This is a genomic window from Alkaliphilus metalliredigens QYMF, assembly GCF_000016985.1.
GTDB classification, from domain to species: Bacteria; Bacillota; Clostridia; order Peptostreptococcales; family Natronincolaceae; genus Alkaliphilus_A; species Alkaliphilus_A metalliredigens.
Map to the genome: position 1 here is coordinate 1,143,177 of NC_009633.1, position 24,178 is coordinate 1,167,354.

Here is a 24,178-nt window from a genome sequence, read left to right on the forward strand (position 1 = left end):
ACTCATTTAGCACCTTCATTATTTTGATCTAATGTCTTAATTGCAGGCAAGAAAATTAATCCACTGATGACTACGGTAGCAATGCCGTACATAACCCAAGGCAGTACAGATTCGGTAATGCCATAGAGATCAATGAGTCTTCCGCTAGCAAAGGTACCAAAGGCGGCTCCAATTCCTGAGGCTAAATTTGCCACACCAAAGTAAGCGCCAATCATTTTAGGGTCAGCAATCAAGCTAGTGACACTATCTAAAGTAGGCATCATAAACATCTCTCCAAGGATAAAAATAATGGCACATAAGACTAAAAAATAGAAACTGTTGGCCCAACCGATCAAGGTCACGCCACTGCCTACTAATATAGAACCAATACAAATAGAGAGTTTTGGGGAAATTTTATTTAAAAACATCTGTGAAATAAAAGGCTGAATGAGAATAACGGTGACACTTGTAATGGTCCATATTGTCCCGATAATATTAGTATTATCCAGAATAGCTTCTCCTCTCAAGGGAAGTAAAAAGTTTAACTGCGTATGAAGTGCCCACAGAAAAATAGAGACAAAGGTGAAGTTCATGAAGGTTCTATTCTTAAATATTTCAATATAACGATTAAAGGGAAGCGGTGGACAGGGTTCTTCCCCACAATTGGTAGGTAAATAAATCCATGAAATAATCATTAAAACAATATAGATACCTGATGCAATATAAAAATTTCGATTTACAGCTGAAAGAAGAACGAAAATACCAGCAACACTTGTGCCAGCATGGGCAGCCACACCCCGCATAGAAAAAGCAGTGGTGCGGTTTTCCTCTGAAGCGATATAAGAAATTGCTGACTTGACAGTAGGAACATAGATTCCAGTACCAATGCCGTTTAATGAAGAAAACAGAATCAAAGGATAGAGGGTATGGACCGAACCTAATCCAAATAAGGCAATAGCTTGGCAGGCATTACCGATTACCATGGCCAGTTTATTGCCCAAGCGACTAGAAATAAATCCTGCAACAATACTTCCCAGTTGAATAAAGAGAGAGCCGGCACCGATGACTAAACCGATCTGTGTGGGATTTAACCCCTTCTGCCCTCGAAGTAAAATGGGGAAAATGGGGACAATGATATAAGCTGCTATATGTATAATGAGGATAGAAGCTAGTAAAAACCAAATATCCTTTTTAAATTTTAAATGTGGAATACCATACATGGGCAAATCTCCTTAGATGATTATATAATCTAGTATGGCCCAAAGTAGTATGATTCATAAAAAAAAGGAGGGCGAATAAATTGGAATTAATAATGGATTCAAATACCTATGAATTTGTTTTAAAGAAGGGAAAAGTGATCAGGGTGGATGCTGTGATCCCAAAAGGTTGTTGTGGTGGCATGGTATTTCCAACAGTAGAAGTAGGGAAACCCGTAAAGTCGGAATTATATCATGAACTTTCATTAGATGAAGTCACGGTTTATGTCAAGAGAAGCATTGACTTTAAGGATGATCGGGTAAAAATCATATTGAAAAAGACATTGTTCATCAACAACTTAGAGGTTGAGGGTGCGAAGGTGGGTATTTAGTTAAATTAAGAAGAAAAAATTCCTTACCCTAGAGATGTGACTTTAAAGGTCACATCTCTAGGGTAAGGAATTTTTTATATAATAGGAAAGTTCTCTTTCCTATTATATAAAAAATAGGGGTTGTAGGGGATGAAATCCCCTGCCCGCTTTCAGGAAGGTGCTCAGGCTGTAAAACAGCCGTCGAAGGAAACCTAGGGTTTCCTAGCGAAAGCGTCGAAGACGCTCTTTTTATAAGGATGATGCCCATGGTGGGAAAACTGTAATACAAAATAATCGTATTATAAAAAAAGATTGACCATTATACCCCATAGGGGTATAATGGATGTATGAAGACACATTATTTTAATTGGTTTGTGAATCGCTTATAAAACGTTCAAGGAGGGTATATATATGGGAGATTTATTTGTTGTTGCATTGGTAGCTGGAATGATATTTTTTATGATAAAAAGAGGCGGCTGCTGTGGAGGTCATGACAAAAGTAAAGAAAATAAAAGCTGCTGTCATATAGATAATAAAAATGTAAAAGATGAAGAATAAACCAGAAGGGAGTTTGAAAAATGACACAATCAAGTAATATTGAAAAAGTAGTATGGAAAATTCAAGACATGTCCTGTAGCAGTTGCTCTCTTAGTATAGAGAAGAAATTAAAAGCAACAGAAGGCGTACTCAATGCCAGTGTGAATTTTGCTGCTGAAAAGGCTAACGCAGCCTTTGATAAAGAAACAACTAATATAGAAGAATTAACAAAAATAATAGAAGATTTAGGATATGGAGCCATAGTAGAAACTGATGAAAAAGAGACGGAAAAAGTGACATTAAAGGTTAGTGGAATGACTTGTACTGCTTGTTCCAGTGCTATCGAAAAAGGCTTGAATAAAATGGAGGGAATACGATCCGCAAGTGTGAACTTTGCAGTAGAAAAAGTGACAGTCGAATATGAGCCTACAAAAGTGAGAATGTTAGACGTGAAGAAAAAGGTTTCGGAACTTGGATATGAGCTAATATTGGAAGCGGATCATGAAGATGATGGTGTAGATGAAGATGAAGTAAAAATCTTGAAAACAAGAAAAACCATGATGATCTCCATTGGCCTATCAAGTTTGATTATGACCCTTATGGTGATTCATATGTTCGTTAGACATATTCCAGGATATGTACCCATAGTAGCCTTATTGGGGTTACCAATTGTATTTGGAACAGGTTGGCATGTTCATGTTGGAAGCTGGAAGGCACTCAAAAATAAAAGTCCTAATATGGATGTGTTAGTCACACTAGGGTCCCTACCCCCTTATTTGATTGGTTTGATGGCACTTTTCTTTCCATTACAATCCTTTATTGAAATGGCCACAACCATTATGACTTTTCACTTAATTGGAAAGTACCTAGAGGTTCGTGCAAAGGGGAGAGCTTCACAGGCCATTAAGAAGCTCCTGGAAATGGGAGCAAAGACAGCAAAGATTATTGTTGATGGAGAAGAAATAGAAGTCCCTGTGAAGGATTTACAGGTAGGCGACATCATGGTGATTCGTCCTGGGGAAAAGGTGCCGACTGATGGGGTTGTTTTTGATGGCAATGGATTACTAGATGAATCCATGGCTACAGGAGAGTCTATGCCTGTGAAACGCCAGAAGGGTGATGAAGTGATTGGTGCAACCATCAATAAACAAGGATTATTAAAGGTTAAGGTAACAAAAGTAGGAAAAGATACATTTCTCTCTCAAGTTGTTAAAATGATGGAGGAATGCCAAGGTTCTAAGGTACCGATACAAGAATTTGCAGATCGTATCACAGGATATTTTGTGCCGGCAATCATTGTGATAACAATTGGAACCTTTATTTCATTCAATGTATTTCCAGAGTTTCACTTAGGAATTGTACGGTGGGGGGCAACATTTTTACCCTGGGTCAATCCTGATCTCACACCTCTTACATTATCCTTCATTACAGCCACTGCTGTTTTGGTGATCTCTTGTCCTTGTGCATTAGGATTGGGAACGCCAACTGCTTTAATGGTAGGTAGCGGTATGGGAGCAGAGAGGGGAATTTTGATTCGAAATGGTGAAGCCATACAAACATTTAAGGATGTAAAAGCCATTGCCTTTGACAAAACAGGAACCATTACAAAGGGTAAACCAGAGGTAACAGATATTGTCCTGGTAAAGGGAGTCCAAGAAAAAGACTTCTTATATTATGCGGCTACCATAGAAATAGGCTCAGAGCATCCCCTAGCTCATGCCATTGTAGAAAAGGCAAAGAATGACAAGATTAAATTAGGAGAAGTAATAGACTTTAATGCAATTGTGGGTATGGGTGTCGTGGGAAATATAGATGGGGAAAGAATCCTTGTGGGTAATAGAAAATTAATGAAAGACAATGAAATCCCCTATGAGGACTATGAAGAAGAGCTCATTAGATTAGAAGAAGAAGCAAAAACTGCCATGTTGCTTGCCAAAGGAAATCAATTTTTAGGTATTGTGGCAGTGGCAGACCCCATAAAAGAAGACTCTGCACGAGCCATAGCAGAACTAGAAAGTATGGGAATTAAGACGGCTATGATTACAGGTGACAATAGAAGAACTGCTGCAGCCATAGGTAAAAAAGTAGGGATCAGTCACGTGATCTCAGAAGTAATGCCTGACGGTAAGGTAGAAGAAGTGAAGAAATTACAAGAACAATATGGTGTGGTGGCTATGGTAGGAGATGGGATTAATGATGCGCCTGCATTGAAGCAATCAAATGTAGGAATTGCCATCGGAACCGGTACGGATATTGCCATCGAAGCTGCTGATGTGACCCTAGTCAGAGGAGAACTAAGTGGCATTGTATCTGTCATTAAATTGTCTAAAGCCATCTTTAGAAAAATCAAAGAAAATTACTTCTGGGCATGGTTCTATAACGCCGTATTTATTCCAGTAGCAATGTTTGGCTTGTTACATCCAATGATTGGAGCCGCTGCCATGGCTGTTAGTTCTTTAAATGTAGTATATAATTCACTAAGGCTGAAAAAAGTGGACATTGAACCAAGCTACCAAAAGGCATAAAACAGAAAAAAAGCACATATATATTTTAATGTTCCCCCTTTTTAATCATAGAGAGAAGCATGGTTAAAAATAACAGCCCTTGGAGAAAAACCAAAGGCTGTTATTTTGCTTGAAAATAGAATTGTTATAAAAAAGAGAAATGATGGGAAAATAAAATATAAATCTTCATAAGTTCTTCATAAGTGGCAGTTATAATGAGGATATACTAAATAAGCCTTGAGAGGAGAATGAAAATGAAGAAAAGAGTTTTACTGATAACAGGTATTGTAACAATTGCAATTGCATCTATAGGAGGTATGTCCTTTGCTCAAGAGAGTAATGGATTTAGAGTAGGAAGTAATCCACTATCAATGATGAGACAATCACAGACTGGGGAAAGAAACAACAGAGGTTGTCAAGGCGATAACAATATGATTGCGATTATGAGAGAAAATGGTTTTGAGGAAATGGCAGGATATATGGAAGATGGTAACGTTGAAGAAATGAATCAATGGATGGATAATTTATCCCAGGAAGACTATGAAAATATGCTTGAAATAATGAATGAAAATGGATATGGACCTATGAGTCAAATGATGGAGTCCCTTGGTAGAGAAGGTATGATTGAAATGTATCAATCTATGGGTAGTAGAAGTGGAAGTAAATTTGGAAGAATGGGACAAATGATGAGAAAATTTTAATCAAAAAACCATATATCTCACATTCCGCTGAATGTGTATTTATTTTTCACTAATTATTGATTTATGTAAATTAAATCCCTTTATTTGAATTAAAGGAAATTTGTAACTGTGATATTTTTAAATACTTTCAAATTTTTATTCTGATTTTAGAATATTTATAAGGTAGTAATGAATAAGTACTCTTTAAGCGGAATGCAAGGGAAAACTTAGAATTTAAACGTTTTTATCCTTATGTATCCACAGATTTTTACACCTACACGGTGCGTTTTGGTGAAGATTTTCTCACCTTCTTTTTCGGATCGATGGTCAAGCCTTTAGTCAACCATCTTGGGTGCCACAATCTCAAGTTTTTAAAGCAACATATAATCAAGGATATCATCAACACTAATTTTTCAACAGGTACGTATTATTTACCGTTTACTTTGTATGGTTGGCAGAGCTACTCCCATTTTAACAAAGGAAGAAAAAAATTTACTCACCTCTATAAGATTTTTGAACGTTTTCGTTATATAAATAAAAGAGATGAAGGGTTTTAACCCTTCATCTCTTTTATTTTTCTATAATCGCTCCTGTTACGAAATCAATTTTTACTCTTTCATTATACCCTTCATATTGTATAATCCATCTAAGATATTTTGTAATATCAATTTTAGATGAACTAATGACTGTAGGGGATACGTCTAAATAAATATGCTCCGGTTTAAAACCATTATCTTTTGCGATTGATTCAGCTGTAGTTTTTGACACCCCTTCGTCTTGAAAAACTAAAAAAGGTTCATCATGATTTTTGACAAATATTAAGTAGCATTCTTTTAGAGTATCAAATTTTAATCCATAATAAATATTATAATATGGACCACTTTGTCTATCTAATAAATCGATATTGTATTTTTTTGCAGTGTTCCTTGGTTTTATTTCATCAAAGTAGTAGCTATAACTACTATAACTAACAACAAGTATACTAATGATTAAAAATAAGATTAGTGATGCTTGTATATCTTTTTTCATTTAACTTCACTTCACTTCTTTATAAATTTTATTGAGGAACTACTTTAAAAGTTGCCCATATTTTGTTATTATTTAAATCACTATTCCAATTTCTATAGATTCTAGAAGAACTCCAAAGATCATGAATTGAATAGTATCTAGTATTCATCTCATCATAAGCATATCCGACTAGAGTGGTATAGTGTAATCCGTAGTGATCATTATCATAATATAATATTGTTCCAGGTCTATCGTTATTAACCTCAGTAACAATAAATGAATTAAAGTTGCTATCTTGAATATTGAAATTTCTTGTTACAGATGCTGTATACCCCTTATGTGAAAAATATTCTTCAAGTCCATTATTATACGGCCCATAAGGAGACGTTGCATGTTCATCTGTTCTGGGGACTTTAAATGATCCCATATAATAATATAATAATTCATATACCGTTTGTTTACTTTCAAATGTGATTAAGTTACTATATCCATTATTATCCCAATACTCTATAATATTTAACCCTGATACAGGTCCACATGCGGGTGTTGTACCACTATTTTTATTATTAGGAACGCCATCTATATAAGCTTCGCTTGTCCAAAATGACATAGGACTATATATAGAATCAGTTAAAGTTTGATCCACTGCTTCCAGTGTGTTATACTGAATTTCTATTTCGCTATTTTTAGTAAAGTATTCTATGCTTGTAAAATCATCTTCAGTATAAGCAGGAACAATCCCCTCTTTAATTAACTTAATTCTATTTTTAGTTTTTTCAGTATTACTATTTTTGCTTTCTAAGTATTTATCAAGATATCCTTCATATGCTGATTCTCCTAAAGCAAACTCTATAACGTTAGAATTATCCAGGTCAGAAATTATATAACCTATGGTACTATTTTCGTTAGCAATTAGATGTAAGTTATAAGCTTTATTACCTGAAGAATCATATAATTCGCTTATGAAATTAGATTCTGCATCAAAGCAAATTCTAAAGTCCTCAAAGTTAGATGCGATGTAGTTCTTTAACTCCTCAGATGATGTTACTTCTTCACTAAATTGCTCATCTAAATAACTTTCATTTTTCTCAAACGCAAATACACTAGTAATTAAAAACTCTAGTTAATCCATAGCTATAATAAGTACGATGAAAGTATATACAGTATAACATGTAAAAAAAGAAAAAATGTAAAAAATTGTAATGAAACAATGTTGTAATAAAATTGTAAATTATCTGAAAATTGTATATTTTTATTAAATATTACATAAATTCAAATCTTTATAAGAAGAAAAGAAAGAAAAAAGTCGAAAATAGTATTAGTTGGAAAGTATAATACCATTTAAGGGGGAGATTTTCTTGAAACGTAACTGGGAGGTAGACGAGTTGATCGAGCATTTTACTTTTTTACCAAATGAGTGATGGTAGAATATAAATAGGACAAGTTAAATTGAGTTTTCTTTCATGTTTGATATATGGTTCAAGTGTCAAAAGCACATAGTTTGATTTTTTTACACCATATGCTGTACCAATTATTTTGACTAGCTACATTATATGGTATGAAAAATATAGAAACTTACTCTTGACACTCTAATCATATATAATAAATAAACAAACAAAGGAGACGAAATTTATGGGAAAGCAAAACAAACATTATGATGCTGAATTCAAACAGGATGCAGTTAACTACTATTATCCTCAGGTAAAACAGGAGACCAAGTTGCAAAGAAATTAAAAATAGCAAAATCTACTTTGAGCAAGTGGATCCGGGATGCAAAAAATGATGAAGGTATTGTCCAACATCGTGGATCTGGAAATTACAGCTTTAAAAAGCGAAAGCCTTCAAAACAGAGTATTCGCAAGCAAGAAATAAAGAAAGTAAATTATCACGACATCACTTTTGAAGTAAAGAGTCAAGAACGTCGTAGACGCGGCAGACCTTCAAATGACGGTGCTACAGATATTCAAGGCTATAAATACTTTTTAGAAATACAGTTAAAATCCAATGCTGATCGCATTCGTAGAGCGATTGAGGAAAATTGTTGTTTTGTATTATGTTCTAATGACCTTACATTAAGCGCGGAAGATATACTTAGAGAATACAAAACCCAAGACATTGTAGTATTGTTGGAGAAAACCACTCATGTTGAGGTGATGATATGGAAGCGAATAAAAAAAGAGTACTCATAGTAGAAGACGAAAAAAACATTGCAGATGTTATTAAAGCATATTTAGAAAAGGAAAAATATGAGGCAATTGTGACACATAACGGTAAAGAGGCCATTGACATTTTTCAACAGCAGTCATTTGATTTTGTTATATTAGATTTAATGCTACCGGGTCTGTCGGGTGAAGAAATTTGTAATAGGATCAGACTACAGTCTGATGTGCCAATATTAATGCTAACTGCAAAGGTGGAAGAAACTGATCAAATCCATGGGCTAGACATAGGCGCAGATGATTATATGACAAAACCCTTTAGTCCCAAAGAGCTTATGGCCAGGGTGAGGGCAATAATGAGAAGAACCAGTAATGAAGGGGTTAGGGCTCATCTCATTGAGTTAAATGGGGGAGATTTAAAGGTTGATATAAGGGGCATGGAGACACGAAAAAAAGGAGAACTAATGGATTTGACCGCAACGGAATTTAAACTACTCTCTATTTTTATTCAGAATAGTGGCAAGGTATTTAGTCGTGAGGAATTGGTTTTAAAGGTTCTGGGCTATGATTATGTAGGCTATGATCGGACGATTGATGTTCACATTAAAAATGTAAGACACAAGATTGAGTGTGAGCAATATAAATACATTGTAACTGTCTACGGTGTTGGATATCGGTTTGTGAAGGTGTCAACATGATCAATAAACTAAGGACACGACTGACACTATTAATATTAGGAGGTACTATCTTTTCAATTTTACTAGTCAGTCTCATTACAAACTTTACACTGTTTAATCGATTTGACCAGTACAGAAAAAGCCAGCAAGAAAATCAATTAGAGGAAGTCATCCAGTTAATTACGGAATCCTATCGATTAAACAATGGTTGGACACAAAATGCACTAGATAACATCTTAGTTTCGCCCTATTTAAATCGATTGGATTTGCTCATTAAGGATGAGGGAGAGAATGTAATTTTGAATCATACCATGGGAGCAGGTATGATGAAATATCACAATGAAATGATGGGAAGAATGCGGAGACGAACTCGATCTCCTATGATGGATGATTTAATAAATCGCGAAGATTATCAAGTTCGGTCATATCCTTTAAGCGTAGATAATCAAAAGATAGGAAGTGTGGAAATTGGTTATGTAGGACCCTTTACAGTTTCAGAAAGGGATGTTGAATTTACCCGTGGAATGAATAAATCGATTATGTATGCAGCCATTATTTCTATATTAGTAGCACTAGTCTTAGGGATCTATTCAGCCAAGGGCTTTCTTAAGCCAATTTTGTTAATTACAGAGGGGGCAAACAATCTAAGGTGGGGAAAGTTAGATACAAAGGTAGAAATTGATAATCAGGTTATTGAACTCCAGCAACTTTCTCAGTCAATTAATCATTTGGCTACATCCTTAGAGGAACAGAAAATACTACGGAAACGATTGACCTCAGACATTTCCCATGAACTGAGAACACCTTTGACCATATTACAAAGTCATATTGAAGCCATCCGAGATGGTATTTGGGAACCCACAGAAGAAAAGTTGAGCATATGCAAAAATGAAGTCGACCGATTGATTAAGCTAGTAGGGGAATTGCAGAATCTAACGGATATCGAAAAACATCAAATAGACTTACAGTTAGAGAACTGCCAATTATCTAAGGTCATTGATGAAGTGTTTGATGGATTCGCATATCAATTCCAACAAAAGCAGATTATGTTCAAGCGGGAGATTCAAGGGGATATCTATATGAATATAGACCCTGATAAAATGAAACAGATCATAATCAACCTCTTATCTAATGCATTGAAGTTTACTGATCCTGAGGGAAGTGTATCGGTATCATTAAAGGAAGAAGCAGATAGGATACGCCTAACAGTAGAAGACACTGGTATTGGAATAGAGAGTGAAGACATCCCTTATGTTTTTGAACGATTTTATCGAGGTGATCAATCCAGAAATAGAAGCACTGGTGGGGCTGGAATTGGATTAACCATTACAAGATCCCTAGTAGAGGCACATCAAGGGACGATATTTGTTGAAAGTGAAAAAAAGAAAGGGACAAAGTTTACAGTTATTTTGCCTCGATAAGTAGTTGGAGAAAGGAAATCCATAGAAATTTACTCCCTTCAGCACCAAGTGCTATTCTTTACAGATGATGGGTTTAATGATATGGAAGAAGTTTGATAGATACAAATAAATAAGTTATGATAGTATAGATATAGTTCCTCAATTTTTTTATTCTTTCTAGTATTTTAGTTCTAGAGAGAAACCAAAGATTATTTTACGGATGAGTTGACAGTAAGGGGGTTTTAACATATGAAAAAAATTGCATGGACTTTGATAATGATCTTGTTGTTAGTTACAATGGGTGGGACATTTTCATTTGCAGCAGAATTTGTCGAAGACCCAATCATTGAAAGAGCAAAAATTTTAGAGGTAGAAGAGCTTGAAGAAGGCTATGGAGAAGCGGGCCTTTTCTTCGAAAATATGATTGTGAGGTTAGAAATTACATCAGGGGACTATAAGGGACAAGAATTTGAAATTGTTCATAGTTTGTCTGGAAACTTATCCTATGACATTGATGTGAGCCCCGGCGACCGTGTGCTGATTACAATTGATGAAATAGATGGAGACGTAGCGGTTTATATTTCTGAATATGCAAGAGATACCTATATCTATATCGTGCTTGCTATTTTTATTGTACTACTGCTGCTACTTGGAGGCGTTAAGGGATTAAAAACAATCATCACTTTAATCATAACCATTGGGCTAATCATGAAAGTACTACTTCCTGGCTTATTAGCAGGATATAGTCCAATCTTATTAACAATCCTTATATCCTTTGTTGTAACAGTCCTTACAATTCTAATTGTAGGGGGAAATAATCGAAAAAGCTACGCTGCTATCATAGGGGTGCTTGGAGGCGTCTTCGCCGCTGGCATCATCGCTTATTTCGTAGGCACAAAGGTAAGGCTAACGGGATTATCCTCAGAGGAAGCCATGATGTTAATGTACATTCCCCAAGGAATTGATTTTGACTTTAGTGGGTTATTATTTGCTGGGATCATTATGGGAGCATTGGGAGCAGTAATGGATGTGGGTATGACAATTGCCTCTTCAATGGAAGAAATTAGATTAGCTAATCCTAGTTTATCCACAAAAAAATTGATTGTGGCAGGAATGAATGTAGGAAAGGATGTTATGGGAACCATGGCCAATACACTGATTTTGGCATATACCGGTAGCATGATCCCACTACTTCTATTGTTTACTGCATATGAAGATCCCTTCACAAGGATTATTAATTTAGACTTAATTGCCACAGAAGTGATCAGAGCCTTGGCTGGAAGTATCGGTTTGATCCTATGTATTCCATTGACAGCCCTAGTGGCAGGATTATTAAGGGAAAAGTTTGGTGATGATCAAGTAAAGGATCAAGGAAAGTAGTATATTGTGAAAAAATAGAAGTTGTTAATTGTAAGTAAAATAAAAAAGAAAACTCCCTAAGGAAAGATTAGGGAGTTTTGTTTTTTATTACCTTAATGATATTATCTAATTTTGCTTTTCGTTCCTTGTGTCACATTCCCTCTTTGGGTAGGATCTTGCATTTGACTTTGTTGCATTTCTTGTTGGACATTTTGAAGCTCTTGTTGTCCTACGGATTGAGAGTTTTGTAAATTTGTACTTGTATTAGGAGTTGTGTTTGTCATTCCTTGATTTGTTGTAGATTGCATTGATTGACCATTATTCATTCTTTGTTTGGCTGCTTGAATTTCAGTTTGGTCAATAGACTGAGAGTTATTTAAATTAAATTGATTACCATTGGTTGTTGACATAATGATATCCCTCCAAATTATTATATTATGAGTATTCGACTCATAATATTAGTATGAGCAGAAGTAGTCAGAATATTGCTTGTTATATAAATACTTATATGTAAAAATAAGTTAAAAATAAGTTAAAAAGAGATTTATTACACGAAATATTGTTCTTTGATAACACAGAATATGGATAAGTGCTTATTGAGCCTATATTGCCCAAGGCTTTCCAGTATCCTGTGTTCCAAATATATATTAAGAGTAAAGTGAATCGTAATCATTCTAAGGAAAATTTTTCATCGTATCATTATACGAAAATAATAGTGAGTATTACTGGATATTGGGTATTATTTAAATATATCCAGTTTTTTTCTACAAAAAAAAGAATGATATATGAAACATTATTTGAATTAAAAAATATAAGGAGGTATTATTATGTCAGAAAAAATTATACCAAGATGGGAATGGAGAACTTTTGCAAATGAATTTGGTGAAGCAGAGGAAAGAATAAAGAAACATGAAAGAGGAAATCTCAAATTTAGTGAAGAGAAGTACATCCTATCAAAGGGGAGTAATGAGAATACCAAGTTTAGAGATGATTTAATGGATATTAAATCGCTACAGGAAGTCAATCAGGACTCATTAGAGCAATGGTATCCCACAATGAAAGACACATTTCCAATGACAAAAGAAAAAATAGCAGTATTGTTTACAGATTACTTTAAAGCACCAGTTCCACAGTTTAAAAAAGAAGCCTATACTTTCGAAGCGTTTTTAGAAGAATTGATAAAACCTTGTGATGAATTAGAGGTAGTTGATGTTAAGAAAGAAAGACACATTTATGTGATTAATATGGCAGTTGTTGAAATTGCTGAAGCTCAATTTAATGGGATTCCAATGAGAACCATTTGTGTTGAACATGCTGATCCAGATAATGTAATGAAAATCGTTCGAGAATTAGGTCTAGAAGGTTTTGAAAATATAAACTATATTACAGCAATGAAAAAAGCCGTTGGTCTAGAATAAGAAGATTAAGGAGGATATCATGAATATAAAAGCGATAATTGATGTCGGAACCAATTCAATTAAGTTCCATATAGCAGAACTTACTTCAAATGGGAAAATAAAAACAATTTTAGATGAAAATAACATTGCTAGAATAGGAGAAGGACTGAGAGAAACTGGTGTGTTAAGCCCAGAGGCAATGAAAAGAAATACTGAGGCAATAACAGAATTTGTGAATAAAGCCAAAGAATTAAATGTCGATGAGTTCATAGGCGTAGGAACCATGGCCCTACGTACAGCGAAAAATAGTGATGAATTTGTAAAAATGGTTAAGGATGCTAATGGGGTTGAGATTAAAGTCATAACTGGAGACGAAGAAGCGCGCCTTTCTTATTTGGCAGTTCTATCGGGATTAGATTTACAAGAGGGAGAGTTAGCCATTTTTGACACTGGTGGAGGAAGTACGGAGTTTATATTTGGAAGTGGAAAAGAAATTAGCAAGAAATTTAGTGTTAATTTAGGATCTCTTACCATTAGTGAAAACGTTCTCAAAACAGATCCAGCAACAGAAGAAGAAATAAGTAAAGCTCTTGAAGAAATTCATAAGACATTTGAGGCACATGGTGCCAGTGGTAAAGTGACTCAATTGGTAGGTATGGGTGGTACAGTTACCAGTATTGGAGCTGTAAAACATAAAATGTCTAAGTATGATCCTGATATTATTCAAGGGTCAAAACTTGAATTAAGTGAAGTTGAAGAACAAATTAAAATGTATGGATCTAAAACAAACGAAGAGCGTCAGCAAATTGTAGGATTACAGCCAAAACGAGCAGAAGTTATTTTAGCAGGTGCTTGTATATTAAAAGTAATAATGGAAAGAATGTCCATGGATCATCTGACGATAAGTGATAGAGGGTTAAGGCATGGATTGGCATATGATTTGTTTAAATAACTAAACTCATAAGTACTTTGAGGACAAGATAGCCCTATTCTCTGTTCAGGCATATGAGGTGGCAAAGCATTTAATAAACCACAATATAAAACCTGTAATTTAATTAACTCTACTAAATTATAAGGAGGCGTTAATATGAAAAAGCGTAAACTTATTTGGTTTATAGCCATAGCTCTTGTACTCACTGTGACACTAGTTGCATGTACAGGAAATAATGGAGAAGCCCCAACTGTAAGTGACACATTTCCAGACAAACCAATCACAATCGTTAACTACGTAGCTCCAGGAGGAGCCATGGACGTAACGACAAGGAAATTTGTAGAAATAGCTGGTAAATATACTGATGCAACCTTTGTTGTAGAAAATAGAACCGGTGCAGGTGGCTTGATTGCACAGGATTATGTATTAGGGCAGGCAGCAGATGGATATAGAATTTTTGCTGCTACGACTTCAAATATATCGACAGTTATCTCTGGAGGACATGATGTAGATCGATATATTTGGGGATTTGATTGGATTTCCATGATCATGAGAGATCCAGAAAGCGTTATTACCAACTCACAAAATCCGTTAAATGACTTTATGGATATTGTAGAAGATGCCATTGCTAAAGATGGAGAACAAATTTGGGTAGGGCCATCTGCTGGTGGATTTGACCATGTTATGGCTATGAAGGTATGGGATGCCTTTGGTATCGAGGCTGTTTGGATTCCCTTTGAATCAGGGCCATTAGCTATGAATGCTTTGCTAGGCGGTCAGGGTGTAGCCTATGTAGGAAATCCTAGAGATGTAATGGGTAGACCAGACTTAATCAACGCTGTCATCGCTAGTGATGAAAGGTTACCGCAGCATCCTGATGTAACAACATTTGGAGAGCTTGGACATCCTGAACTAGATGATGAGATTATGTGGAGAGGATTTGCTGTTAAAAAAGGAACCCCCCAAGAGGCTATAGACTGGTTTAGTGATATTGCACAACAAGTTACAGAAGATGAAGAGTGGATACAGTTTTTCTATGAATCATCTATAGAAGCAACCAACTATGGACAAGAACAATTTGAAGAAATCATTCAAAGAGACATTGATGATCATATCTACTATTTAACAAAATTTGGGATACTATAACAATTCTTATTTAACTCTTAAGTGGAGTCTTATCTGAAGTGTAATTGGATTATCATATAGGCTCCACTTAAGATTAATATGAAGGGGGGAGAAGAAATTGCAAAATACCTCATTCTTTGGCAATATGCAATGGTATCATTTTATTATCTTATTGGTTTTAGTTCAGATCATTATTGGTTTGATAACAGCCAAATCTAAGTATCGCAATTATGTTGGACAAATATTGGTTACAACAACTGTTGCAACGATGTCTGTGATTTACTATTTACTATCAACCCAGTTTCCGACTAGGGGTGCCACGTCAAGAGGATCAACAGCAGCTACAGTGCCAAGACTATGGATTATGTTAATTATACCCACATGTATCATTTTTTTAATAGGTATATTTAGAAGAAAAGAAGAACCAGATGAACCATTTGGACGTATGGATATTGTCTTTGGGACTGTTGCCCTACTGGTGATAAGTATATTATCATTTGAGTATATCGGATATTATCTAGCTTCAGCTCTTTTCTTAGGGTTTTGTATGTACTTGTTAGGATATCGAAAATTAAAAGTGGTAGGTATTATTTCTGTCACCTGGGTTATTTTCACTTATTTTGTTTTTCATAGAATTTTGTATGTACCCTTACCAGTTGGAAAATTATTTGAGCTATTTATTTAGTAAGTCAGAGGGGAGTGATTGCATATGGAACTTATTACTAATTTGCTTGAAGGGACTAGGCCACTTATCGCATTACAACCACTGCTTCTGATTGCATTAGGAGTTGTAAGTGGTATTTTAGCAGGCGCAACACCAGGAATCTCACCATCTATGGCTGTTGCATTATTTTTACCATTTACATTCACAATGTCACCTTCACTGGCGCTTATATTGTTAACCTCAATCTATGTTTCTTCAAATTTTGGAGGATCGATTACAGCAATAACAATTAACACCCCAGGAACACCTTCTGCAGTTGTGACAGCCTTTGATGGTTATCCATTGACTCAAAAAGGAGAAGCAGGGAAAGCTTTAGGTGTATCTCTGGTCTCATCAACTGTTGGGGGATTAATCGGAACCGTTATTTTAATTCTTTTCGCTGTTCCATTATCTAGAGTTGCCCTTAACTTCTGGCCATCAGAATATTTTGCTTTAGCCATATTAGGCCTGGCTACAGTAGCTACATTAGGAGGCTCTAACTGGAAAAAGGCTTTGGTTGCTGTTTTATTTGGTCTACTACTCAATACAATAGGACTAGACCCCATAACAGGAGTCAATCGATATACATTTGGTATTGTACGTCTTTTTGATGGATTTACTTTTATTCCAGTATTAATTGGACTATTTGCACTAAGTGAGGTTTTCCATAAGATAGAAGAATATAAATTTGGTAAGGTAAATAACAAGAAAGTTGAGTTTATTTGGCCATCAATTTTAGATTATTGGAAGTTGAAGTATAATATTATCAGATCCTCTTTACTTGGAACAATTATTGGCATTTTTCCAGGGGCAGGGGGTACGATTGCTTCATTCATTGCATACGATGTTGAAAAGCGCCTCAGCAAAAATCCAGAGTTGTTTGGAAAAGGTAGCACTGAAGGTGTTGCTGCAGCGGAAGCTTCTAATAGTAGTTCTGTAGGTGGAGCCCTTGTTCCATTGCTTACATTGGGTATTCCAGGTAGTGCAACTGCTGCTGTGTTAATCAGTGCACTGATGATCCATGATTTACAGCCAGGACCCGAACTTTTCACAAGAAATCCTGAAGTTGTTTACGGTCTTTTCGGAAGTTTATTTATCACTAATTTGTTTATGCTTGTGATCGGTTTAGCTGGAAGCAGACTATGGATTAAGGTAACTTTAATCCCCAAAAATATTCTTTTTCCTATGATATTTGCTTTTTCAATTGTTGGTAGTTATTCAGTCAAGTATTCAACCTTCGATGTTTGGACTTGTATCGCATTTGGCTTGATTGGTTGGGCTTTTAAGAGATATGGATTTCCACTATCTCCTGTTGTATTGGGACTCGTACTTGGAAGAATGGCAGAAATGAACTTCAGACAAGCAGTGATGTATGGGGGCTACTCCATGTTCTTTGTTAGACCTGTTTCTCTAATTATGTTAATAATAGCAGCTCTTTCAGTTTTGATTCCAATTCTTCAAGGGAAGAAAAGGAAACCCCAAAAACCAGAGCCGCTTGAATAAGCTATTTTGACTTAATCAGTGTAGAAATGTAGAAGAAAGTTGTCTCTTGATTTCGTCTTAAGAGAAGAAGGAAAGCTTTCTGTAGGCAATAAAAGTGAATTAAAACAAAGACACGAATATGATATTCATCATTTACGTGTCTTTTTGTTATGCAGAGGTAAGTAACAATGGCATATCCACTGTGAATCTAAAAATAAAATGAACAAAGCTTAATCACCTTATAACAGCTCCTGCATAATATATAGTGCACCTAAGGAAAGGAGGGTCAATAATGATCAGAGTAGCAAAGCAGGGAGTTAGAAGAGAAAGCATCGAAGCTGAAGGGACATGTAGACCACCAGTACCACCCCAAAGACCTTGTCCGCAATTACCAGGGACTTTACTCAGAATTTTTATTCCAGCGGGAGCTGTAATCAATCTATTGAATCTAATCGAAATCACTTCACCCAGTGGCATTTGTCTAATTGTCAGATTGCCGTTTCTAGGAGGTTTATTAGGTGGTAAAAAGCATACTTTAGATAGTTTTGTAAGTGCCATAGAAACAGCTGGAGGAACAGTAGAAGTTGTAGAAGAATAAATAAAACCTGACTTCGGAACATCATTCATAATAAAAAGTGCTGAAGCCATCTGTTTACAGAGGTTTCAGTACTTTTTATTTTTGTTTTGCACTCACTACATCTTTTTAATTATATTGGAGATTTCATTACTCAGTAGAACATTCTTTTCAATTTTAAATATGTCTTGGTTTATTTTGCTCTTAAATAATTTGTCTGAGATCATATATAATTTGTCTACTTTGTAATCAATCTCATCTATAACAAACCCTTCTAGACCATTGATTATTTCATGGGTAGATATTTCAACGTTTTTCTCTTCTAATTTATACTCTAATACTCTCTGGATGACTAAGGCCAAATAACAAATTAAAAAATGTGACCGGATTCTTCGTTCTTTAAAGTGATACACAGGTCTTGCTTTTAAATTTGTTTTTAATATTCTGAAGGACTCTTCAATTTTATACAGGGATTTATAAGCCACCATTATATCTGCTGGATTCATCTCTACTTTATTGGTAACGATGTAAAAATATCCGAAATTCTCTTGTTCTTGTTTAATTTTTTCTTCATCGATCTCAATGTTTATTTTCTCTTTAGGATTATCAACAGCTTTGTAATACTTGCTTTTAGATTTAGTTGTTGAATTAATTGTAAAATCTTTTATATTTTTTTTCGCTCTTTCAAGCATTTTATCTTGTTTAAACATCTCCCGTTCTTTGTAGACATCTGAATATTTTTTTATGATTAATTCATCATAGGTTTCATCATTGTGACTCACTTTTCTTTTACTGGTGATATAGCCGCTTTTATATTTAGCCTCGGCTTTAGAAGTGATGTTCCAAGATGAATTGAATTTCTTCTCTTTTAGATCTTTAGGCACTGCACTGCCCTTAGAACCTACAATGTAGTTAAGCCCTTTGCCACGGATCATTTCTAAGTTAGCCCTTGAATTTAAGCCTCTGTCAGCAACGATAATAATTTCTTTTATGGTGTAATTATTTAATATATCGTCAATGACCTCTTCCATGGTATGTAATTCATGTTTGTTGCCTTTGAAAAGCCTATAGGAAATAGGGATGCCATTTGTGTCTATTAATAAACCCATAACCACTTGTGTTTCATTTCTTTTATTATCCTTACTCATGCCTCTTTCTCTAAAACCGTCTTCATCAAAAGACTCAAAGTAATAGGTTGTGCAGTCATAAAAGGCTAAAGATATATTTCTTTCTGGAACAATCTTTTCCATATGTTTATTGAGATGTTTGAAAAGTTTGTTTTCATTCATTTCAAAATTACTATCATAAGACGTTATTAGTTCTTCTAATTCGTGAGAGGTATTGTTTATGTTAGTTTCTAATATTTTTTTAGCCTCTGAATCAACGGTATCTAAGAGAATCTCCATATCGTTTATGACTTGAATGCCATCTTGTAACGCTTTAGATTTATGTTTATTAAATCCAGAAAAAACATCCAAAGAGGAATAAATATTATCGTTATTTACAAAATTAAAATCATACAGGAAATCATCCTTTCTAGTAGCTACTTCAAGCTTACTAGAAGGATTGAATAATCTACCAAGTACTTGATAGAACATCATATCGCTAAAAGAATAATCAAGTTTAGAGTCTTTGACCATCTTAGAAAAGAAACTTTGTAATTTCAATTGGTTAAAGATTTCTAAGTATGGTAGATAGCCAATATTTTTATGCTTAAGAGAAAGCTTATCTTTTGACATGGATACAATAAAATCTTCAAAGTTTTCAAATCCTCGAGAAGCTTCATCTAGTCTAATCATTTCTTTTAGCTCAGCTTCAGCTTGCACAAGAGCTTTCTTACCTGATTTAGAATCCAAATCATGAGTACCAAAACCTTTAATCTGAATTTTTTTTGATTTCTTAGTTTCAGGATCTCTAATCCCCTTAGCAATTGATATGAAATACTTACCATTTGGTCTTTTAGATTTACTAATATACATGCACAATCCCTCCATAAAATCCCTCTAACTACATTATACATCATATTATTCACCACGACAAGTCGTGGGCGTAAATAAACAAAAAAATAATGAGAAATGTTCAAATTTAAACATTTACTCATCATTTGTTCTGAATTTATGTTCTGAAGTCAGGTTTATTAGGTGGTAAAAAGCATACTTTAGATAGTTTTGTAAGTGCCATAGAAACAGCTGGAGGAACAGTAGAAGTTGTAGAAGAATAAATAAAAGGTGGTTCTTTTTGAACCACCTTTTTAAACGTGTATGGATAATTCTTACTGATTACTCTGAATCAATTTTTGAAATCATTTGATTCACCACTTCTAAAGCATTCCATAGCTCTTTTAAGTCATCTTCATCAAAGATGGTAAGCTTCTGTTTCAATTCTGCTGCAAGCAATTTCTTATACTGATCAAAAAATAACTTCCCCTCTTCCGTTAGCACAATATAGACTACCCTACGATCTTCATGAGAACGGATACGTGTCACCATTTGTTTTATGATTAGGTGATCGATCAAGGTTGTCACATTAGGCTTTGAAATGGACAATCTCTTGCTAATGTCAGACATGGTTAATCTTTTGGCTTCATTTAACATAACAATGACATGAAAGTGAGATGGGGTTAAATCTGTATGTTCCAGATTTAGATTAGGTCGAAATAACTTTTTTCGAAACAATGGAAATAGAGTAAGAAGCTGGTCAACAACATATTCTAGATTGTTCTTGTTCATGGTATTTCACTCCCGTTTAATAAATGGTTTACTCATAAAGACACATCATTGTCAATAAAAAAACTGGGATCAGAGAGGATTTTAGTAATGAATTAAAGACAACATGTAATGAAATGATAAAAAACCATAAATGAATTGACTTTTATTATTAAGGTGCTATAATAGTTATGTTAATATAACTATTATGTTGTTTATTAAACCATAAATTAAACTATGTGTCAATGTGTGTATTGATAGGAATTGGAGGATATTGTAATGAATCAAACAAAACAATTAGGAGAAGGAAGCGTTCTGAAGCTACTATTAAAGTTTTCCATTCCAGCCATCGTTGGTATGTTAGTGAATGCATTATATAATGTAGTTGATAGAATATTTATTGGAAATGCCGTTGGTTCATTAGGACTAGCTGGGCTGACAGTTACTTTTCCCATTATGCTAATGATGATGGCCTTTGGGGTTTTAGTTGCAATGGGTGGAAATGCACTAATGTCAATTAAATTAGGTGAGGATAAAAAAGAGGACGCAGAACAAATTTTGGGAAATGCAACTACCTTATTAATTGGGATGGCTTTAGTGATTACAGTTGTTGGATTGATTTTTATTGATCCCATTTTACAATTTTTAGGGGCAAGTGTAGATGTATTTCCCTACGCAAAGGCGTATATTACAATTATATTATACGGAACTGTCTTCCAAGCGATTGGTTTTGGGTTGAATAACTTTATTAGAGGAGAAGGAAACCCTAAAATAGCCATGCTAACGATGCTAATAGGTGCAATTACAAATATTATTTTGGATTATATTTTTATTATAAGGTTCGGATGGGGTGTAGAGGGTGCGGCCTGGGCAACACTCATCGCAAAACTAGTATCTGCTATTTGGGTATTATACTACTTCTTAGGAGGCACAAGTGTTGTCAAGATTAAAAAGAAAAACCTTAAGCTAGAATTGAATATTGTGAAGGGGATTTTCGCTATTGGATTGGCTCCCTTTGCAATGCAATTTGCTGCTACTTTCTTAAATATTATTTTAAATAATAGTTTGAACTATTATGGAGGAGATTTAGCGATTTCTGGTATGGGAATTATTTATAGTATAATGACATTACTTTTAATGCCTGTTATTGGAATCAGCCAAGGTGTGCAACCAATTATCGGATTTAATTATGGTGCTAAGAAATTTAACCGTGTTAAAGAAGCACTACTATGGGCAATTTTAATGGCTACAATTATTGTAGTTACTGGATTTATTAGTATTAGAGCTTTCCCACATCAGCTGGTTTCTTTGTTTAATCCAGAGGATCTGGAACTCATAGAATTTGCAAGTCATGCATTGAAGATATTCTTATTCTTTCTTCCTATCATTGGATTCCAAATAATAGGAGCCAATTATTTTCAGGCGGTAGGAAAGCCAAAGCAAGCGATGATATTGAGCTTGTCTAGGCAAGTGTTAATTCTAATCCCAGCCCTATTAATTTTACCAAGATTTTATGGGTTGAATGGTGTATTTATGGCAGCCCCGTTGGCTGATTTAGTCGCCTCAATTATAACAGGGCTATGGCTAATGAAGGAACTCCAAGGGTTAGACGCAGCACACTTTCATAATCCGTTAATGGAGAGTTAATGAAGAATGAAATATAGATGAGCAACTCAAAATTACTTATCTATAATAAAATCATATAGATCATTACAAAAGGGTGTCTTCAATTATAGACACCCTTTTGTAATGGTCTTCACTCCTTAAGGATACACTTCATATAATAGTAATAAAGGAGTCTTAACTTGTAGGGAAGTAGGAGGAGGATCATGGGAAAAAAAGCTGGAGTTGGCCTAGATGCAACGACAATTGCTCTTTTTGTGTTTATTATTTCAATATTTGGTGCTAAACTAACGGGACCTAATAAGACTGCATTGATAGGTGCGTGGATTGCGGTTTTAGGAGACGTGCTACAAGCTCTGGGAGAAACAGAGGAATTTTTTGAAGAAAAATCAAAATGCAAAAAAAAGGAAGTTGAGTCAATTAAACAACACATGAATCTTTTGCAAAGACGATTAGATGAGCTTGAATAATATGCCAATAAAATGATGTTGACCGTAAGAAACAGACGGCTAAATTGAGTGGTTTCTATATAAATTCATTCTTTATGGTCACTCACTTAAATATTTTGGTCAGACTCCAGAGAGCAAGCTATTTTAAGCAATAGAGTTGGGTTATTCCTAGCTCTATTTTTATTGGAATAAATATTGCTAATTTCACAAATAATAAACTTGATGTTCATAGTAAATTGTGAGGAGGTGCGATGTATGAAGATTAATAATAGCATAGGATGTACAGTTGATGAATGTAGGTTTCATGCCAAAAAAGAATCATTTTGTAGTTTGGATCATATTAATGTTGTTAAACATGAGAAGAGTGCCAGAAACCAAGAGGCGACTGACTGTGGAAGCTTTAAACTAGAAGGATAAGGATGAGAAAATAACTAGTTGTTAAAAACTTAAAGTGAGCTTACGAAAGGACATCTAAATTATAGATGTCCTTTTCAGTTAAGAAGTTGTTAAAAAATTATTGACAGTTTTAGGAGAGATATGATAATATTTAATTATTGATAACGGTTATCAATCTACTTATTTGATTATTTTTATCCTACATAATAATAGATCATGAAATGGCTTGAATTATATCGTCTAGATTATCAAAGGGGGAGGAACATGATAAACCATTGTTATTGCCAACTTCAGAACAAGGATCAGTTTGTTAAATGGGTAATTCAGCAGCTCGGACCTGTTCTACTGGGAGTGAAACCTGCAGAAATCCTCAGCTTTCCTACAAACATATATGAAACAAATAATCATGTGGAATCAATTAAGCATTTATTTGAGTCTAGCCATAAAATAAGCTGTAAAGAATTTTATACACCCAATGGGTGCATGAAAATCTTTTTTTACAATATCAAGAGTTTGGATAATACATTAATGGAATTAAGGAACCTAAAGTTTTTAAAAGGTCTAGGATATTCACATGACTATCAAATGGATCTATATTTAGATTTAATAATAGAAAAGCTACAAAAGGGAGAAATGCCCCATGAAATTGGCATATTTTTAGGATATCCACTAAAGGATGTACTGGGGTTTATTGGGCATCCGTCATTGAAGCTGACAAAAGTTAATGGATGGCGAATCTATGGGAATCCCCAAGTATCTGATCTAAAATGCCAACAAATATTGGCGGCGAAACAGCAAATTAAGAGGCAACTGGAAACCCTAGAAATAGAAAATGTTGTTGCAGCTGTTTCCTAAAGGGGCTTTGTTAGCCATTAATTGATAATGAGAATCAATTTCATATACAACGAGAAGGGGGATGGGAT

Annotated in this window: 24 protein-coding genes; 18 read left to right on the forward strand and 6 right to left on the reverse strand. The window is 34.7% G+C overall.

The genetic code is table 11. From position 1 onward, the window contains the following. Nucleotides 1-2 precede the first annotated feature (2 nt). Nucleotides 3-1,199 carry an MFS transporter gene (locus AMET_RS05385; RefSeq protein ID WP_012062345.1) on the reverse strand — a complete coding sequence of 399 codons (1,197 nt, stop codon included), beginning with the start codon at nucleotides 1,197-1,199 and terminating at the stop codon, nucleotides 3-5. Between the two features lie 80 nt (nucleotides 1,200-1,279). Between AMET_RS05385 and AMET_RS05390 the strand changes: the two genes are divergently transcribed. From AMET_RS05390 to AMET_RS05400, 4 genes are all read left to right on the forward strand, one after another. Further along, complete coding sequence (locus tag AMET_RS05390; protein WP_012062346.1) at nucleotides 1,280-1,567, forward strand: CC/Se motif family (seleno)protein; 288 nt, start codon at nucleotides 1,280-1,282, stop codon at nucleotides 1,565-1,567. 390 nt (nucleotides 1,568-1,957) lie between these two features. Further along, complete coding sequence (locus AMET_RS26180; protein ID WP_012062347.1) at nucleotides 1,958-2,104, forward strand: hypothetical protein; 147 nt, start codon at nucleotides 1,958-1,960, stop codon at nucleotides 2,102-2,104. A gap of 20 nt (nucleotides 2,105-2,124) precedes the next feature. Further along, a complete protein-coding gene (locus AMET_RS05395) occupies nucleotides 2,125-4,608 on the forward strand; it encodes a heavy metal translocating P-type ATPase (RefSeq protein WP_012062348.1) in 2,484 nt (827 codons plus the stop codon). A gap of 233 nt (nucleotides 4,609-4,841) precedes the next feature. Then, complete coding sequence (locus tag AMET_RS05400) at nucleotides 4,842-5,288, forward strand: hypothetical protein (RefSeq protein ID WP_012062349.1); 447 nt, start codon at nucleotides 4,842-4,844, stop codon at nucleotides 5,286-5,288. Nucleotides 5,289-5,837: 549 nt separating this feature from the next. On the opposite strand, the gene AMET_RS05405 is transcribed toward AMET_RS05400, so the two are convergent. Together AMET_RS05405 and AMET_RS05410 are read right to left on the reverse strand one after the other, a co-directional pair. Continuing rightward, nucleotides 5,838-6,296, reverse strand: coding sequence for a hypothetical protein (locus tag AMET_RS05405; RefSeq protein ID WP_012062350.1), 459 nt, complete (start codon nucleotides 6,294-6,296; stop codon nucleotides 5,838-5,840). A 28-nt stretch (nucleotides 6,297-6,324) separates the two neighbouring features. Further along, entirely contained in the window at nucleotides 6,325-6,885 is a 561-nt protein-coding gene (locus AMET_RS05410) for a hypothetical protein (RefSeq protein ID WP_012062351.1), read from the reverse strand. A 1,141-nt stretch (nucleotides 6,886-8,026) separates the two neighbouring features. On the opposite strand from AMET_RS05410, the gene AMET_RS05415 reads away from it, so the two are divergent. From AMET_RS05415 to AMET_RS05430, 4 genes are all read left to right on the forward strand, one after another. Next, on the forward strand, nucleotides 8,027-8,464 hold the full coding sequence (locus AMET_RS05415) for a hypothetical protein (RefSeq protein ID WP_041720398.1): 438 nt from the start codon (nucleotides 8,027-8,029) through the stop codon (nucleotides 8,462-8,464). Then, nucleotides 8,434-9,132 (forward strand): response regulator transcription factor, encoded by a 699-nt coding sequence (locus tag AMET_RS05420; protein WP_012062352.1) that lies wholly within the window; start codon nucleotides 8,434-8,436, stop codon nucleotides 9,130-9,132. The genes AMET_RS05415 and AMET_RS05420 overlap by 31 nt, the downstream gene beginning before the upstream one ends. Further along, a complete protein-coding gene (locus AMET_RS05425) occupies nucleotides 9,129-10,532 on the forward strand; it encodes a sensor histidine kinase (RefSeq protein ID WP_012062353.1) in 1,404 nt (467 codons plus the stop codon). Before AMET_RS05420 ends, AMET_RS05425 begins: the two co-directional genes overlap by 4 nt. A 228-nt stretch (nucleotides 10,533-10,760) precedes the next feature. Beyond that, complete coding sequence (locus AMET_RS05430; protein WP_012062354.1) at nucleotides 10,761-11,891, forward strand: YibE/F family protein; 1,131 nt, start codon at nucleotides 10,761-10,763, stop codon at nucleotides 11,889-11,891. A 101-nt stretch (nucleotides 11,892-11,992) separates the two neighbouring features. On the opposite strand, the gene AMET_RS05435 is transcribed toward AMET_RS05430, so the two are convergent. Then, a complete protein-coding gene (locus tag AMET_RS05435; protein ID WP_012062355.1) occupies nucleotides 11,993-12,280 on the reverse strand; it encodes a hypothetical protein in 288 nt (95 codons plus the stop codon). A gap of 417 nt (nucleotides 12,281-12,697) precedes the next feature. On the opposite strand from AMET_RS05435, the gene AMET_RS05440 reads away from it, so the two are divergent. The 6 genes from AMET_RS05440 to AMET_RS05465 all read left to right on the forward strand — a co-directional run bounded on the left by AMET_RS05440 (nucleotide 12,698) and on the right by AMET_RS05465 (nucleotide 18,106). Beyond that, nucleotides 12,698-13,288 (forward strand): hypothetical protein, encoded by a 591-nt coding sequence (locus AMET_RS05440; protein WP_012062356.1) that lies wholly within the window; start codon nucleotides 12,698-12,700, stop codon nucleotides 13,286-13,288. A 19-nt stretch (nucleotides 13,289-13,307) separates the two neighbouring features. Beyond that, the gene (locus AMET_RS05445) at nucleotides 13,308-14,219 is read left to right on the forward strand and encodes a Ppx/GppA phosphatase family protein (RefSeq protein WP_012062357.1); all 912 of its coding nucleotides are present in this window, start codon (nucleotides 13,308-13,310) and stop codon (nucleotides 14,217-14,219) included. 135 nt (nucleotides 14,220-14,354) lie between these two features. Then, a complete protein-coding gene (locus tag AMET_RS05450) occupies nucleotides 14,355-15,344 on the forward strand; it encodes a tripartite tricarboxylate transporter substrate binding protein (protein WP_012062358.1) in 990 nt (329 codons plus the stop codon). 97 nt (nucleotides 15,345-15,441) lie between these two features. Continuing rightward, a complete protein-coding gene (locus tag AMET_RS24160; RefSeq protein WP_012062359.1) occupies nucleotides 15,442-16,008 on the forward strand; it encodes a tripartite tricarboxylate transporter TctB family protein in 567 nt (188 codons plus the stop codon). A 24-nt stretch (nucleotides 16,009-16,032) separates the two neighbouring features. Then, nucleotides 16,033-17,529, forward strand: coding sequence for a tripartite tricarboxylate transporter permease (locus AMET_RS05460; protein WP_012062360.1), 1,497 nt, complete (start codon nucleotides 16,033-16,035; stop codon nucleotides 17,527-17,529). Nucleotides 17,530-17,800: 271 nt separating this feature from the next. Next, nucleotides 17,801-18,106, forward strand: coding sequence for a hypothetical protein (locus AMET_RS05465; RefSeq protein ID WP_012062361.1), 306 nt, complete (start codon nucleotides 17,801-17,803; stop codon nucleotides 18,104-18,106). Between the two features lie 95 nt (nucleotides 18,107-18,201). Here AMET_RS05465 and AMET_RS05470 read toward each other — a convergent pair whose 3' ends face one another. Both AMET_RS05470 and AMET_RS05475 read right to left on the reverse strand, forming a co-directional pair. Next, the gene (locus tag AMET_RS05470) at nucleotides 18,202-20,061 is read right to left on the reverse strand and encodes an IS1634 family transposase (RefSeq protein ID WP_041720256.1); all 1,860 of its coding nucleotides are present in this window, start codon (nucleotides 20,059-20,061) and stop codon (nucleotides 18,202-18,204) included. A gap of 300 nt (nucleotides 20,062-20,361) precedes the next feature. Next, entirely contained in the window at nucleotides 20,362-20,811 is a 450-nt protein-coding gene (locus tag AMET_RS05475; RefSeq protein ID WP_012062362.1) for a MarR family winged helix-turn-helix transcriptional regulator, read from the reverse strand. A gap of 255 nt (nucleotides 20,812-21,066) precedes the next feature. Between AMET_RS05475 and AMET_RS05480 the strand changes: the two genes are divergently transcribed. From AMET_RS05480 to AMET_RS05490, 4 genes are all read left to right on the forward strand, one after another. After that, a complete protein-coding gene (locus tag AMET_RS05480) occupies nucleotides 21,067-22,434 on the forward strand; it encodes an MATE family efflux transporter (protein ID WP_012062363.1) in 1,368 nt (455 codons plus the stop codon). A 182-nt stretch (nucleotides 22,435-22,616) separates the two neighbouring features. Continuing rightward, complete coding sequence (locus AMET_RS05485) at nucleotides 22,617-22,880, forward strand: hypothetical protein (RefSeq protein WP_012062364.1); 264 nt, start codon at nucleotides 22,617-22,619, stop codon at nucleotides 22,878-22,880. Nucleotides 22,881-23,114: 234 nt separating this feature from the next. Then, nucleotides 23,115-23,276 (forward strand): DUF1540 domain-containing protein, encoded by a 162-nt coding sequence (locus AMET_RS24875; RefSeq protein ID WP_012062365.1) that lies wholly within the window; start codon nucleotides 23,115-23,117, stop codon nucleotides 23,274-23,276. Between the two features lie 243 nt (nucleotides 23,277-23,519). Next, entirely contained in the window at nucleotides 23,520-24,110 is a 591-nt protein-coding gene (locus AMET_RS05490; protein WP_012062366.1) for a DUF3793 family protein, read from the forward strand. Nucleotides 24,111-24,178: the final 68 nt, after the last annotated feature.

What these genes read in the sequence shown, in the direction of transcription:
- AMET_RS05385 (WP_012062345.1), bottom strand. Translation starts at nt 1,199, where the DNA reads ATGTATGGTATTCCACATTTAAAATTTAAAAAGGATATTTGGTTTTTA.
- AMET_RS26180 (WP_012062347.1), top strand. Translation starts at nt 1,958, where the DNA reads ATGGGAGATTTATTTGTTGTTGCATTGGTAGCTGGAATGATATTTTTT.
- AMET_RS05395 (WP_012062348.1), top strand. Translation starts at nt 2,125, where the DNA reads ATGACACAATCAAGTAATATTGAAAAAGTAGTATGGAAAATTCAAGAC.
- AMET_RS05400 (WP_012062349.1), top strand. Translation starts at nt 4,842, where the DNA reads ATGAAGAAAAGAGTTTTACTGATAACAGGTATTGTAACAATTGCAATT.
- AMET_RS05405 (WP_012062350.1), bottom strand. Translation starts at nt 6,296, where the DNA reads ATGAAAAAAGATATACAAGCATCACTAATCTTATTTTTAATCATTAGT.
- AMET_RS05410 (WP_012062351.1), bottom strand. Translation starts at nt 6,885, where the DNA reads ATGTCATTTTGGACAAGCGAAGCTTATATAGATGGCGTTCCTAATAAT.
- AMET_RS05420 (WP_012062352.1), top strand. Translation starts at nt 8,434, where the DNA reads ATGGAAGCGAATAAAAAAAGAGTACTCATAGTAGAAGACGAAAAAAAC.
- AMET_RS05425 (WP_012062353.1), top strand. Translation starts at nt 9,129, where the DNA reads ATGATCAATAAACTAAGGACACGACTGACACTATTAATATTAGGAGGT.
- AMET_RS05430 (WP_012062354.1), top strand. Translation starts at nt 10,761, where the DNA reads ATGAAAAAAATTGCATGGACTTTGATAATGATCTTGTTGTTAGTTACA.
- AMET_RS05435 (WP_012062355.1), bottom strand. Translation starts at nt 12,280, where the DNA reads ATGTCAACAACCAATGGTAATCAATTTAATTTAAATAACTCTCAGTCT.
- AMET_RS05440 (WP_012062356.1), top strand. Translation starts at nt 12,698, where the DNA reads ATGTCAGAAAAAATTATACCAAGATGGGAATGGAGAACTTTTGCAAAT.
- AMET_RS05445 (WP_012062357.1), top strand. Translation starts at nt 13,308, where the DNA reads ATGAATATAAAAGCGATAATTGATGTCGGAACCAATTCAATTAAGTTC.
- AMET_RS05450 (WP_012062358.1), top strand. Translation starts at nt 14,355, where the DNA reads ATGAAAAAGCGTAAACTTATTTGGTTTATAGCCATAGCTCTTGTACTC.
- AMET_RS05460 (WP_012062360.1), top strand. Translation starts at nt 16,033, where the DNA reads ATGGAACTTATTACTAATTTGCTTGAAGGGACTAGGCCACTTATCGCA.
- AMET_RS05465 (WP_012062361.1), top strand. Translation starts at nt 17,801, where the DNA reads ATGATCAGAGTAGCAAAGCAGGGAGTTAGAAGAGAAAGCATCGAAGCT.
- AMET_RS05470 (WP_041720256.1), bottom strand. Translation starts at nt 20,061, where the DNA reads ATGTATATTAGTAAATCTAAAAGACCAAATGGTAAGTATTTCATATCA.
- AMET_RS05475 (WP_012062362.1), bottom strand. Translation starts at nt 20,811, where the DNA reads ATGAACAAGAACAATCTAGAATATGTTGTTGACCAGCTTCTTACTCTA.
- AMET_RS05480 (WP_012062363.1), top strand. Translation starts at nt 21,067, where the DNA reads ATGAATCAAACAAAACAATTAGGAGAAGGAAGCGTTCTGAAGCTACTA.
- AMET_RS05485 (WP_012062364.1), top strand. Translation starts at nt 22,617, where the DNA reads ATGGGAAAAAAAGCTGGAGTTGGCCTAGATGCAACGACAATTGCTCTT.
- AMET_RS24875 (WP_012062365.1), top strand. Translation starts at nt 23,115, where the DNA reads ATGAAGATTAATAATAGCATAGGATGTACAGTTGATGAATGTAGGTTT.
- AMET_RS05490 (WP_012062366.1), top strand. Translation starts at nt 23,520, where the DNA reads ATGATAAACCATTGTTATTGCCAACTTCAGAACAAGGATCAGTTTGTT.